The 13510-nt window shown below is 71.6% G+C and carries 10 protein-coding genes and 1 pseudogene; 4 read left to right on the top strand and 7 right to left on the bottom strand.

Features of this window, described 5'->3' with window-relative positions; translation table 11 throughout:
* Positions 1–102: 102 nt before the first annotated feature.
* Positions 103–702 (bottom strand): annotated as a pseudogene (locus ACZ4S3_RS27350) (sigma-70 family RNA polymerase sigma factor); the annotation flags it as partial.
* Positions 703–1167: 465 nt separating this feature from the next.
* On the opposite strand from ACZ4S3_RS27350, the gene ACZ4S3_RS27345 reads away from it, so the two are divergent.
* Entirely contained in the window at positions 1168–1542 is a 375-nt protein-coding gene (locus ACZ4S3_RS27345) for an STAS domain-containing protein (protein WP_393538666.1), read from the top strand.
* A gap of 72 nt (positions 1543–1614) precedes the next feature.
* Here ACZ4S3_RS27345 and ACZ4S3_RS27340 read toward each other — a convergent pair whose 3' ends face one another.
* The 5 genes from ACZ4S3_RS27340 to ACZ4S3_RS27320 form a co-directional block, all read right to left on the bottom strand.
* Entirely contained in the window at positions 1615–2793 is a 1179-nt protein-coding gene (locus ACZ4S3_RS27340; protein ID WP_467938615.1) for a sensor histidine kinase, read from the bottom strand.
* Positions 2794–2807: 14 nt separating this feature from the next.
* Positions 2808–3470, bottom strand: a complete 663-nt coding sequence (locus ACZ4S3_RS27335; RefSeq protein WP_467938613.1) for a response regulator — start codon at positions 3468–3470, stop codon at positions 2808–2810.
* 325 nt (positions 3471–3795) lie between these two features.
* Positions 3796–4083: a hypothetical protein gene (locus ACZ4S3_RS27330; RefSeq protein ID WP_467938611.1), complete on the bottom strand. Its 288-nt coding sequence runs from the start codon at positions 4081–4083 to the stop codon at positions 3796–3798.
* 267 nt (positions 4084–4350) lie between these two features.
* Complete coding sequence (locus tag ACZ4S3_RS27325; RefSeq protein WP_467938609.1) at positions 4351–5370, bottom strand: hypothetical protein; 1020 nt, start codon at positions 5368–5370, stop codon at positions 4351–4353.
* 190 nt (positions 5371–5560) lie between these two features.
* Positions 5561–6019 carry a hypothetical protein gene (locus ACZ4S3_RS27320; protein ID WP_467938607.1) on the bottom strand — a complete coding sequence of 153 codons (459 nt, stop codon included), beginning with the start codon at positions 6017–6019 and terminating at the stop codon, positions 5561–5563.
* 135 nt (positions 6020–6154) lie between these two features.
* Between ACZ4S3_RS27320 and ACZ4S3_RS27315 the strand changes: the two genes are divergently transcribed.
* From ACZ4S3_RS27315 to ACZ4S3_RS27305, 3 genes are all read left to right on the top strand, one after another.
* The gene (locus ACZ4S3_RS27315; protein ID WP_467938605.1) at positions 6155–8068 is read left to right on the top strand and encodes a serine/threonine-protein kinase; all 1914 of its coding nucleotides are present in this window, start codon (positions 6155–6157) and stop codon (positions 8066–8068) included.
* 136 nt (positions 8069–8204) lie between these two features.
* Positions 8205–9842, top strand: a complete 1638-nt coding sequence (locus ACZ4S3_RS27310) for a succinic semialdehyde dehydrogenase (RefSeq protein WP_467938603.1) — start codon at positions 8205–8207, stop codon at positions 9840–9842.
* Positions 9843–9865: 23 nt separating this feature from the next.
* The gene (locus tag ACZ4S3_RS27305; RefSeq protein ID WP_467938601.1) at positions 9866–11737 is read left to right on the top strand and encodes a GMC oxidoreductase; all 1872 of its coding nucleotides are present in this window, start codon (positions 9866–9868) and stop codon (positions 11735–11737) included.
* Positions 11738–11812: 75 nt separating this feature from the next.
* On the opposite strand, the gene ACZ4S3_RS27300 is transcribed toward ACZ4S3_RS27305, so the two are convergent.
* Positions 11813–12850 carry an LAETG motif-containing sortase-dependent surface protein gene (locus ACZ4S3_RS27300; RefSeq protein WP_467938599.1) on the bottom strand — a complete coding sequence of 346 codons (1038 nt, stop codon included), beginning with the start codon at positions 12848–12850 and terminating at the stop codon, positions 11813–11815.
* Positions 12851–13510: the final 660 nt, after the last annotated feature.

Here is a 13510-nt window from a genome sequence, read left to right as displayed (position 1 = left end):
GCCGGGCGGGGCGTTTCCGGGGCCGGTGTGCTGCGGCGGATGCGGCGAGCGCGGCCCGTGGGGCGCATGTGATGACAGCGGTGCGTGGGACGGCGTACGGGAGCCGGGTGCGCTGCGTGGCGCGTGGGACGAGCGGGGCGCGGAGGGCGACAGGGCCGGGTGGTTGCGGGCGGTGGACAGCAGCTGCAGCCCCAGGCGGAGCCGGCGCCGGGCCTCGTCCTCCGTGACGCCCAGGTCCGCGGCGGTCTGGCGGTAGTCCCGGCGCTGGAAATATGCCAGCTCCAAGGCGGCCCGCAGCGGGGCGGGCATGGAGGTGACGATGTAATCGGCGCGGGCGGCCGTGGAGGCTTCGTGGATCTTCTGCTCCATCTCGGCCGGCGCGGGCGCATCGGGCCCGCAGTCCCGCGCCGAGGCGGCCTCGGTCCGGCGCAGCCGCTGGACGGCCTCATGGCGGGTGACCGCGGCGACCCACGAGCGCAGCGAGCCCTGCTTGGGGTCGTAGGAATGGGGATTTTCCCAGAGGTAGGTGAACACCTCGCGGGTGACGCGGTCGGCGGCGTCCTCGTCGTCCAGGACCCGGTGCGCGAGGCTGTGCACGAGCGAAGCGAAGCGGTCGTAGAGCTCGCCGAGCGCGGCCGCCTCGCCGCGCGCCAGACGCTGCTGCATCCGCCTGTCCCAGCGCGGGGGTGTGTCGTTTCCCATCGGACCCCTATCCCTGTCCGTCGCCGCCGTGCTCACACCTCTGCTTCGGGCGCCGTGCTCGCTTCGCCCACTCCGAATGTAATGCGAGGGTCTGACAACGCACGCTCCTTTGAAGCAAACCAAGTTCTTCGGGGGATGCGGATGGTAGGGGAGTTGTCACTATGAGGTGGTATCCCCCCCGTCGAATCGGATCAAAAGCGATCGATAGAGAGATCCATGTGCATCCTTCGTGCCGGTATCGGCTCCGGATCGACCCTGTATCGGCCGATGTGTTATCCGTGTGTGACCGGATACCGGGGAAAACGCACCGCCCAGTGGGCATAGCCTTGGGCAGGAACGGCCTGTTGCGCCAAGGATTCGGAAGAGTTTCAGGGGAGAGAGGCCGGGCAGTCGAGCCGGGGAAGGTGTGTTCCGGATAGATCCGGAACGCAGCCGGTCCGAAAGCGAGCGAAAGGCTTCGAGCGCGTGTCGTTGAAGGTGGCAGAGGGCGAACAGGGCCGGTGGGCCGTGCTGCAGGTTTCCGGCGAAATGGACCTGGTCACGTCGCCCGCGGTACGCCAACATGTGCACGACGCGGTGGCCGACGGCCGGCGGAGTGTGGTGCTCGATCTTTCCGAGGTCCGGTTCTGCGATTCCAGTGGTGTCGGCGTCCTGATCGCCGCCCGCAGACTGATGCGCTCCTGTCAGGGGCGCCTGCGACTGATCCTTCCCGCACAGGGTGCCGTCGACGGCTCCCACGTCAACCGCGTCCTGGCGGCGCTGGGCGTCCGCCGGCTCTTCGAGGTCTACCCCGACCTGCATACGGCCGTGGACGAGGCGGCGGCGCCGCTGTCGGCCTGAGCTGCCCGCGTCAGGCCGGGGCGCCGCGCCGCAGGGCATCACCCGGCCCCGCCCGGAAGGCGCCGTAAGCCATCACCCCGCCCCGTACGGGAATTCCGCCCGTACGACAAAGCCGCCGTCCGACGTGTTCCGCGCCTCCAACGTCCCCCCGAGACTCTGGGCCCGCTCGCGCAGCCCCACCAGCCCGTGCCCGCCACCAGGGAGCGCGGGCGCCGTAGCGGCCTCGTCCGGCGGCCCGTTCCGTATCTCGACGCACAAGCTCTCACCCGCCCCGGAGCCATCGGCTGCGACCCGGACCCGCACCCGCGCCCCCGGAGCGTGCTTGCGCACATTGGTCAGTGCCTCCTGGACCGTCCGGAACGCCGCCCGCTCCACCGTCTTCGCGCCGCTCGCCCCGGCCACCACACCCCCCTCGTACGTCACATCCAGCGCGCTCATCTCGATCAGCCGCGGCAGCTCCTCCAGGTCCGGCTGCGGCGCGAGGCGATGGGCCTCCGCCGCCTCCCCGCCGTCCGCCCGCAGCACCCCCACCATGTGCCGCAGCTCCTCCAGCGTCCGCACCGACAACTCCCGGATCGTGCGCGCACCGGCCCGCGCCGCCTCGTCCTGCGTACTCACCTGCACCGCCCCCGCCTGCAGGCTGATCAGGCTGACCTGGTGGGCCACCACGTCATGCATCTCCCGGGCGAGCCGGGCGCGTTCGGTGGTCTTCACCCGGTCCGCGAGCAGCCGGTCCTCGCGGCGCAGGCTGCGGGTCAGATCCTCGACGCGGACGGCGAGTTCCCGCCGCGTACGGACCAGCAGCCCCATGGCGATCGGCCCGGCAGAGGTGACGCAGGCATCGATGAGAACCAGGGTGTTCTCCCGGTACGAGGTCGGCTCGAAGTCCGAGATCGGATACGGGAAGAAATGCGCGGCGATCAGCAGCACCGCGCAGATCCCCAGCCGCACCCGGCCGGGCCGGCGGGCGGCGAGCGTGTACAGCCCGATCATCGGCGCGAACCAGATGTAGCCGATGTAGAGGCCGGGCAGCGTGAACAGAAAAACGAGCAGCGGAAAGCGGCGGCGCAGCAGCAGGGCCGTCGCGGCGACCACCGAGACGCCCAGCTCCAGGGCAAGTTTGAGGCCGTTGACCAGCACCGCGTCGGCGATGGCCAGGAGAACCGGGACCAGCAGCGGGGCGATCCGGCGCACCCGATGCGCCAACGCTCCCCGCGCGAACACCCGCGCCCGCGCCCGCAGGCGTGTCACCGCCCCGCCGGCCCTCACCGCGCCCCCCGGGGATCGCCGGCCACCAGCCCGGCCCGGTCGGCGACAATCGCCGCCTGGATGCGATTGATCCCGCCCAATTTCGCCAACAGGGCGCGCACATGATCCTTGACCGTGCTCGAGGCCAGTCCCATCCGCTCCGCTATCTGGGCGTTCCCCAGCCCCTCACCGAGCAGCGCCAGCACCTGCGACTCACGCGGCGTCAGCCCGCTGACGGCCCGCGCCGCCGCAGCCTGGTCCTCGGCCGTCAGATATCCGCCGATCACCGCCCGCGTGACCCCCGGATCCAGCACACTCCCGCCCGCCGCCAACGTCCGTACGGCCCGCACCAGCTGCTCCGGGTCCGAATCCTTGAGCAGGAATCCGGCCGCCCCCTCCCGCAACGCCGCGGTCAGATACTCCTGGGCATCGAAGGTCGTCAGCATCGCCACCGCAGGCGGCTCGGGCGTGGCCCGCAGCCGCCGCAGCACGGTCAGCCCGTCCACCCCCGGCATCCGGATATCGAGCAGCACCACTTCCGCGCCGCTGCGCAGCACGGTGTCCACGGCCTCCGCGCCACCGCAGTCCGCGACCATCTCGATATCCGGGGCGGTCCCCAGAATCATCCTCAGCCCGGACCTGACAAGCCGCTCGTCGTCCACCACAGCGACACGGATCACCGGCCGCCCCTTTCTCCTCCGCACCCACCCGACTCCACGGAACCACCCGGCGCTGCGCGACTCCGTTCCCTGTCACCGGGGTCCGCCTCAGGACGGCCCCGTACCCCCGCCGACCGGCGGGGGTAATCCCGCGACCTGCGAAGGATGCCGTGGAGTGACCTCCACGGGCAGAGTTGTTCTTATGCTGCACCACTGAAGAGGCCACAAGCCCACGAGGCGTTGCAGTTCACATCGGCGGCCGCCGCGACCCCCACACGCGGCGGCCGCTGCTGGCGCGCGGGGGCGGTTCGGAGGGGGATCTCCCCCGCACGCCCGGCCCGGCGTTTCAGCCGCCCCGCAGCCCGCCCCGGCTCTCCGCAATCCGCACGGCATCCCGCAGCGCCGCACTCAGCTGCACCGCCAGAAACCGCAGCTGCCGCGCGCCGGCCTTCGGGTCATCGATCAGCTCCTGGGCATGCCCCAGCAGCCCCACCCCCATCTCAAGTTGTACGGCCTCCATCTGATCGGCCCACTCGGACACGTATCCGCCGTCGCCGTCGGTGAGCAGATAGCAGGGCTTGTCGTCGGGGGTGGTCCAGGGGAGGAGACGGGCACTGGGGGGCGTGTGCGGCACGTGGGCCTGCCTTTCGTCGGGGTGGGCGCGTCCCGCGCCGTTCCCTCGGTCGCGGGGGTCTGTCGTGCACGACCCTTGCGCCCCAAGGTCCCCCGCGCCCATCCCAAGTCCCTATAGGACCGCCCTATATTGGAGGCATGGGTGACTTTGATACGGGCCTGTGGTCTCACCCGCGGCTCGTAGCAGCCATCGCTGACGAGGACTGGGGCGCCGTTTTCCGCACATACCGGCGGCGGTGCTACTGCGCCGCAAGGCTCCGGAAGGGCGTCAGCTCGCGGATGCGCTGAAGGAACGCGACTGAGGGGGCACCCCGGCCCCCCGCCCCGTCGCCAACAGCACCACCGACGTCATCGCCGCCAGCGCATACGCCGTGGTCGCCATCGACAGCGCCCCCTCCAGCGTCTCGGAGGAGAGGTTGAAGAAGTCCGTCACGGCCAGCCACACCACCGTGCGTACGGTCAGGTACAGCTCCACGGACGCGAAGAGCAGGAGCGCGCCCCGGATGTCCTGGTGGCCGCGGAAGGCGGTCACGCCGAGGATCACGAGGGCCAGCACCGAGCCGACGGTGGTGAATTCGGCGGCCACGGAGAGGTCGAGGGTGCCGAGGACCGAGCCGTCGAACACGGCGTGCAGGTAGCGGCCGACGTCGATGTCGCTGGATGCCAGGTTGCGGACGGTCCAGCCGATCCGGGTCACGGCCGTGAGCAGGAACAGCACGCCGCAGATGCGGGACAGGCGGCGCCAGCGGGCTTCGGGGCTGTCGGGGGCGGGCGCGGGCCGCGGGCCGGCGGGCCGCTCCCTGGCCGGGACGAGCACGGCCAGGATGACCAGCGCCGTCAGGAGGCCCAGGCCGCGCGTCGCCAGCACCCAGCCGCCCAGGGTGTCGTCGCTGTAGTGGTTGCGGTAGGCGGAGTCGAACAGGCCGATGCCCTCGCGGAAGGAGATGGCCAGGAGGAGGAAGGCGCACAGGAGGGCGGCGCTGCGGGCCACCCGGCGCTGGGCCAGCGACAGGCCGGAGACGGCCAGGAACGCGACGGTGAAGGCCCATTCGTAGGGGCCGAGCACCTGGACCGCGGTGGAGGCGCCGGGGTTGAACAGACCCTCGACGAAGTCCCAGGCGGTGCCGTTGCCCTGCGAGATGCCGTAGACGGTCCAGGCGAGCAGTGTGCCGCCGTAGAGGGCCAGGCACAGACCGGTGGCCAGATAGGCGCCGCTGTGTTCCGGGGCGGCCCGGCCCGGGTCGGCGCCAGGCCGGACATCCACCGTTCCGCCGTCCTGCATCACCATGGCCGACCCCCGCTCCGCCGTATCAGCCGTCGTACCAGCTGTCGTACCGGCCGCCGTTCGCGTACGGCGGCCTCAATGGCCTCACTGTGTCAAGGACGGCCGGAGGGGCGGTGGAGGTTCCACCCCGTGTGTCGTGGGGTTCCGCACAGGTGCGCCCGGTCGTCCCCGTTCAGGCGCCCGGCCGCCCCGTTCAACGCACGCGCGGCGCCGTGGCCGCGATGAAGCCGCGGATCCCCTCCCGGGTGGCGGCCCGTACGGCGGTCAGCGTGTCCCGGTCCTCGGCCCAGTGGAGCTCGGTGACATCCGCCATCACCTGCTCGCTACGGGCGAGGATCTCCGCATCATCGGTCACCATCTGCGCCCGGAACATGGCTTCTTGGGCCGTATAGCGGGTCTTGTACATCTCCTCGCGGAGTGCGGGGGAGTCCTCGTCGCAGCGGTTCTCGTCGTGCAGTACGAACCAGCGGTGGACGAGGACCCGGCGGTAGTCCAGCAGCGCACCCGCATAGGCGCAGTAGGCGTCGATACGTTCCTGGCGGAGCCGCTCCTGGCGGGCGAAGCGCTCACTGCGGTCGGTCGCACGATTCTGAAAGACGTGAGTGATGCCGGAACCCAGCAGGGTGCCTATGACGGCCACAATGCTTGCCACAACTGCCTCCATGAGGGCAGTGGACCACAGTGGTCCCAGGTCAGGAGGGATACGGGCGAAATCATGGCCCGTTCATGGCGGTTGGCGGGGGAGCCGCCCCTGCCGGGCCCGTCGTGGTACGGCAAGATGGCCCCCATGGGGATCTTCGGGGGCGAGGGCCGGCTCGTGGGTGGCCGGTATCGCTTGGACATACGGCTGGGCCGCGGCGGAATGGGAACGGTCTGGCGGGCCACCGATGAACTGCTGGGCCGCCAGGTCGCGGTGAAGGAACTGCACCTGGACGAGGCGACGGCCGAGTCCGAGGCGCGGGTGCAGCGTGAGCGGGCGATGCGGGAGGCGCGGACGGTCGCCCAGGTCAAGCATCCCAATGTGATCGTCGTGCATGACGTGGTCGAGCAGGACGGCCGGCCGTGGATCGTGATGGAGCTGGTGGACGGCCCGTCGCTGGCCGACCGGCTCTACAGCGGCGGGCCGCTCGCCCCGCGCGAGGCGGCCCGGATCGCCGTCGCGCTGCTGGGCGCGCTGCGGGCGGCGCACGCCCGCGGCGTGCTGCACCGCGACATCAAACCCGCCAATGTGCTGATCGAGTCGGGAACCCACCGGGTGGTGCTCACCGACTTCGGTATTGCCCAGGTTCCGGGCGTGACGACGCTGACCGAGGCGGGCGGATTCATCGGCTCGCCGGAATACACCGCGCCGGAGCGGATGGCCGGGCACGGCACCGGTCCCGAGGCGGACCTGTGGTCGCTCGGGGTGCTGATGTGCGCCGTGCTCAGCGGTGAATCGCCGTTCCGCCGCGACTCGTTGGCCGGCGTGCTGCATGCCGTCGTGTACGACGCGATCGAGATTCCGGAGGCGGCGCGTCCGCTGCTCGCCGTGATCAACGGGCTGCTCGAGCGGGATCCGGAGCGTCGCCTGGATGTGGAGGAGACGGAACGGCTGCTGCGGGAGTACGTGCGGACGGGGCGAGCCCCGGAGCGTACGGCGGGCCCGCACCGGGGGCGCGGCCGCGGCGCCGCAGGCCGCGGTCCCGCAAGCCGCGGCGCCGGCTTCGGTGAGGCGGCCGCCGCGAGCGCCCCGGCCGCCCCTCGCGGACCGGCCCCCGACGCCCACGACCCGTTCTACGACGCCCCCAGCGGCGACCTTCCCAGCGAGCACCCGCCCAGCGAGGACCTGGACGACGGCAGCCGGTCCCTGCCCGGCGGCACCCCCCTCGCCCCCACCGGCTACACCGACCGCCGCGCGCCCGCCGGCCCCGCCCCGGGCCGCCCCCGTACCGGCAGCCGCACTCCTGGGGTCCCCATCCCCGACGCGCTCGACGACCGGGCGCTGGCGGCCGCCGCCCGTCCGCACACCGGACGCACCCGCACCTTCCTGCTGGTCGCCCTGGCGGTGGTGGTCCTCGGCGGCGCGGGCGCGGGCATCACGGCCCTGGTCATGAACCAGAACGACGACCACGGCAACCAGGGCAAGGGGGGCGCGACGCCGAGTGCGTCCCAGGGGGGCGCGCACTCGCCGTCGCCTTCAGGGCCGGGGGCGCAGGGCGGCACGGCCCACCCCGGCGCGACCGTCACGGGCACCTCGAAGCCCGCCGGGGGCAACGGCACCAAGATCCCCGCCGGTTACGGTCTCGTCCGCGACCCGGCCGGCTTCACGCTCGCCGTACCGGACGGCTTCACCCGCTCGTACGAGAAGGGCCGGGTCTACTACTACTCGCAGGGCAAGCGCTTCCGGATCGGCGTCCAGCTGCAGAAGCCGGTGCCGGAGGGGCCGATCGGGGCGATGCGGGCGGCCGACGCGGACAACAACTACACGGGCTACCGCCAGAGTCAGGTCACCGAGACCACGCACAACGGACTCCAGGCGGGGCTCTGGCAGTTCGTGTGGAACGGCAGCGCCCAGGACGGCGGGTCGCGGTACACCTACGACCTGAGCTGGAACCAGGGCGGGAAGATGATCGATGTCTGGATCTCGGCGCCGGTCGGCTCGCGCACCGTGGCCAAGCGGCACTTCGACACCGCGCTGGACGACTTCCGGCTCACCGGCTGACGCCCCTCGGCATCCGGGCCGTCGTCGCTGACCAGACCCTTTACGGCCAGCAATCACTGGCGTAGTCGTGGGCGCCGGGCGAAAACTCGTTACTGCCGGGTACACAAAGTGCCCGGGGAGGAATACGCTCGCCCGCATGACGGACTCGCAGGACACCAAGGACGCCCTTCAGGACACTGCAGCGACGCCCGCCGGGAACCCCGTGGCATCCTCCGCCGCCGGCACCCGCACCGCCGCCGACGTGGTCACCCCGGAGGTGGTCGCCCGCCTGACCCGCGGAGTGGTCGGCACTGGCCGGACCGCCAACCACACGCCGTTCACCGGCGAGAAGCTCGCGGACCTGCCCGAGTCCACCCCCGAGGACGTCGCCACCGCCTTCGAGCGCGCCCGCGCCGCCCAGGCGAGCTGGGCGCGGGTCCCGGTCAAGCGCCGCGCCGCCGTCCTGCTGCGCTTCCACGACCTCGTCCTCCAGCGCCAGGCCGAGGTCCTCGACCTCATCCAGCTGGAGACCGGCAAGGCCCGCCTCCACGCCCACGAGGAGGTGCAGGCGGTCGCCGTCGCCGCCCGCCACTACGGCCGCAAGGCCGCCTCCTACCTCAAGCCCAAGGGCCACACCGGCGTCGTACCGACCCTCACCAAGGTCACCGAACTCCGCCAGCCCCGCGGCGTGGTGGGTCAGATAGCCCCCTGGAACTACCCCTTCGAGCTCTCCGTCGGCGACGCCCTGCCGGCCTTCGTCGCGGGCAACGCCGTCGTCATGAAGCCCGACACCGAGACCGCGCTGACCGCCCTGTGGGCCCGCGAGCAGCTCATCGAGGCCGGGCTGCCGCCCGAGGTGTGGCAGGTCGTCATCGGCGACGGCCCGGTCGTCGGCCCCGAGATCGTCAAGCACGCCGACTACGTCTCCTTCACCGGCTCCACCCGCACCGGCCGCGAGGTCGCCCAGGGCGCCGCGGCCCGCCTGGTCGGCTGCTCGCTCGAACTGGGCGGCAAGAACGCCATGCTGGTGCTGCACGACGCCGATGTGGAGAAGGCCGCCTCCGGCGCGGTGCGCGGCTGCTTCTCCTCCGCGGGCCAGCTGTGCATCTCCATCGAGCGGCTGTACGTCCACGAGTCCATCGCCGACGACTTCGTCCAGCGCTTCGCCGCCCGTACGAAGGCCATGCGCCTGGGCAACGCCCTCGCCTACGGAGCCGATATGGGCTCCCTGGTGGGCGAGCGGCAGCTGGAGACCGTCACCCGGCACGTCGAGGAGGCCGTCGCCAAGGGCGCCAAGCTCGTCGCCGGCGGCAAGCCGCGCCCCGACATCGGCCCCCTCTTCTACGAGCCCACCATCCTGGACGGCGTCGAGGCCCCGATGGCCGTCTGCGGCGAGGAGACCTTCGGCCCGGTCGTCTCGATCTACCGCTTCAGCGACGAGGACGAGGCGGTCGCGCTCGCCAACGCCACGCCCTACGGCCTCAATTCCAGCGTCTGGACCAAGGACGGGCGCCGGGGGCGGGCGGTCGCCGCGCGGCTGCGCACCGGCACCGTCAACGTCAACGAGTCCTACGCCGCGGGCTACGGCAGCGTGCAGTCCCCGATGGGCGGCATGGGCGACTCAGGGCTCGGCCGCCGGCACGGCTCCGAGGGCATCCTCAAGTACACCGAGGCGCAGACCGTCGCCCACCAGCGGATCATGCCGCTCGCCCCGGCCTTCGGCATGGACGACGAGAAGTACGCGGCGCTCATGTCGCTCAGCCTGCGCGCGATGAAGGCGTTCCGACTCCGGTAAGTCACCTCATTCAGGGAGAGCCAGTGCCCCAGGAGAACTCTGCCCAAAATCAGGGCCCGGACGCCGAAGTGGACGGCGGCTATGACTACGACGTGCTCGTCGTCGGATCCGGCTTCGGCGGGTCCGTCTCCGCGCTCCGCCTGACCGAGAAGGGCTACCGCGTCGGCGTCCTCGAGGCGGGACGGCGCTTCACCCGCGAGACCCTCCCGAAGAACTCCTGGGACCTCAAGAACTACCTCTGGGCCCCGGCGCTCGGCCTCTACGGCATCCAGCGCATCCATCTCCTCGGCAATGTGATGGTCCTGGCGGGCGCCGGGGTCGGCGGCGGTTCGCTGAACTACGCCAACACCCTCTACGTACCGCCGAAGCCGTTCTTCGACGATCCCCAGTGGAAGGACATCACCGACTGGCAGGAGGAGCTGAAGCCGTACTACGACCAGGCCCGGCGGATGCTGGGCGTGCGGCTCAACCCGACGATGACGCCGTCCGACGTCCACTTGAAGGCGACCGCGCAGGCCATGGGCGTCGGTGACTCCTTCCACATGGCGCCGGTCGGGGTGTTCTTCGGGGACGGCGACGACGCGGACGGCACCTCGAAGACCTCGCCCGGAGGAGAGGTCGCGGACCCGTACTTCGGCGGCGCGGGCCCCTCCCGCAAGGCCTGCACCGAGTGCGGCGAGTGCATGACGGGCTGCCGGCACGGCGCGAAGAACACCCTCAACGAGAACTATCTCCATCTCGCGGAGCGGGCGGGCGCGGTCATCCACCCCATGACCTCCGTCGTCACCGTCACCGAGGACTCGCGCGGCGGCTTTGCCGTCGGCACGCTCCCGACCGACGACAAGAGGAAGGGCAGAAGGGCCGGTGCGGCGCGAAGCGCCTCGACGAGGGGCGGTGGTCGGGTGACGGGCGGGCATACGTTCACCGCCCGCCGTGTCGTCATCGCGGCTGGCACGTACGGCACCCAGACGCTGCTGCACCGCATGAAGGACAGTGGCCTGCTGCCGTACCTCTCCGGCCGGCTCGGTTCGCTGACCCGTACCAACTCCGAGGCGCTGGTGGGCGCGCAGAGCGACAACCGCCGCTACCGCAAGCGGCACGGTGCGGCCAAGGTCGACTTCACCAAGGGCGTGGCGATCACGTCCTCGATCCACCCCGACGCGAACACGCACATCGAGCCCGTCCGGTACGGCAAGGGCTCCAACGCGATGGGCGGGCTGACGATCCTCCAGGTGCCGTACCGGCCGGCGGGGCGGGTCGCGGGCTGGCTGGCGAACGTCGCCCGGCACCCCTGGCTGGCCGTCCGCTCGCTCTCCAACCGCCGCTGGTCCGAGCGCACCATCATCGGCCTGGTGATGCAGTCGCTGGACAACTCCCTGACCACGTACCGCAAACCGGACGGTCTCGGAAAGGGCCTGCTCACCGCGCGCCAGGGGCACGGCGCCCCGAACCCCAACCAGATCCCCGAGGCGACCCGGGCGGCCACCCTCCTCGCCCAGGAGATCAACGGCTTCGCGGGCAGCAATGTCGGCGAGCTGATGGGCACGCCGCTGACCGCGCACTTCCTGGGCGGCTGCCCGATCGGCGAGGACGCGGACCAGGGCGTCATCGACCCGTACCACCGCCTCTACGGACACCCCGGCATCTCGGTGGTCGACGGTGCCGCGGTCTCCGCCAACCTGGGCGTCAATCCGTCCCTGACGATCACGGCACAGGCCGAGCGCGCGATGTCGCTGTGGCCGAACAAGGGCGAGCCGGACCCGCGCCCCGCGCCGGGCCGGGCCTACGAGCGGCTGGCGCCGGTGGCGCCGGTCAGCCCCGCCGTCCCGGAGCAGGCCTTCGGGGCGCTGAATCTGCCGTTCCTGGCCGTCCCGCCGGTGCCGCCGAAGAAGTAGGCGCGCAGACGACGGAAGCGGGCGAGGGGCCGCACCGGTATCCGGTGCGGCCCCTCGCCGTCAGCTGATCACCGCTTACGCGGCCGCGACGCCATCCGTCTTACGACGGCGGACGACGAAGAGCGCACCCGCGCCCACCACCATGGCGATACCGCCCACCATGCCGATGACCGGCAGCGCGGAGGACGAACCGGTCTCGGCGAGCTTGCCGGTGACCGGAAGCTTCTTCAGATCGCCCTGCGGAGCGGGCTTGTTGCCCTTGCTCTTGCCCGGCTTGCTCTTGGCCGGCGGCACGGTGCCCGGCTTGCTGCCCGCGACCAGGATGTCGAAGTCGTACTCCGCGACGTCGGAGAAGCCGCAGACGTCGTCCTCGTCGTGGTACGCGCCGATGGTGAACGCGAAGCCGTAGCTGCCCGGGGTCTTGGCATCGACCCTCAGGCGCAGCTTGGCGTCGGCGTACTCATCGGGCCCCAGGTCGTAGACGGTGGCGAAGTAGCCCTCCGTGTCGGTGATGGCCTTCCAGGTGCCGGAGTCCTCGTCGAACCACTGCACCGTTACGTGCCGCGAGACGTCGTGGAGGGAGTCGCTGCTGATGCCGGCCAGTGCGACGTACGCGTCGACCGACTTCATCGCCTTGTCCGAGGTGTTGGTGGCGCGGAAGGTGAAGTTCTTCCAGCCGGAGCCGGCCACGACCTTGCTGGGCAGGCCGCGCAGCTCGGTGGAGATGGCCGTCTCGTCCGACTCCTTGGCGCACTCCGGGTCCTCGGAGGGCTCCGTGGTCGGCTTCACGGTGGGGGAGACGGTGGGCTTGTCGGTCGGCTTGTCCGTCGGGTCGCCGGTGGGCTTCTCCGTGGGGGTGCCGGTGGTGGGCTCGTCCGTCGGCGCGGTGGGCTCGTCGGACGGCGCGGGGGCGGTGGAGCCTTCGGTGGGCTCGTCGGCCGGCGTGGTGGCGCCGTCGGTCGGGTCCGCGTCGGGGGTGGCCGGCGTCGGCTCGGCACTCACGCCGGCCTCGGTCTCGGGGCCGGTCGCGTACGCGGCGGGCGCCGCCATCAGGACGGCGGGGGCGATGACGGCCGTAGCGGCAGCGGCTGTCAGGGCACGGCGAAGCTTCATCGAGAAGACCTCTCGGGTGTCCAAAGTGCCGCAGGGCGGCACAAGTTGGTGCGGGCCGTCGCGGTGGGGCGCGGTAGGGCCGTGCGATTGCAGGTACATGACCAGCCATGGCCGAAAAAGGTTGTTCGCCAAACCGGAAACGCCGCAGTGACGCCGCTCACACGTCTCACAGGCGCCACACAGGCAACACACGGGCAACGCACAGAAAACGGGCGGACGGCGCATATGGGCTCACGGACAGTGCACAGCCGCCGGACGGGGCGGGCACAGCGAAGGGCCCCGGGACGCCGTCCGCGAGGGGGGTGCGGACGGTCACGGGGCCCTTGGCTTTCGGTGCCGGCGTCAGGGCAGCGCCGGCACCGACGGGCGGCGCTGGGGGGGGGGGTAGCGCCGCTGGCATATGGGGTGGTGCGTGTGGTTCGGGGTGGTGCGGACCGCGCGGTGGTCGGACCAATGGCAATGCCGAGGGCCGTACCAGGCGCGGAAAGCGGTACGTCAAGCATCGTCCTGGATGCGCCTCACCCGGCGCAACCGTTTCGACCGGATGCGGTCGGTCCCGGGCGTCCCCAGGACCGACCACCCCATCGGATGTGACCGGGCTGCTGTCCCCTGCTGACCGGTCACGGCACCGCAGCGAGGTCCCACGACGCGGACCGCTGC

The sequence above is a fragment of the Streptomyces sp. NPDC028368 genome, from assembly GCF_055565615.1.
The sequence above is the reverse complement of the archived record's forward strand: the minus strand, read 5'-3'. Positions and strand labels throughout refer to the sequence as shown.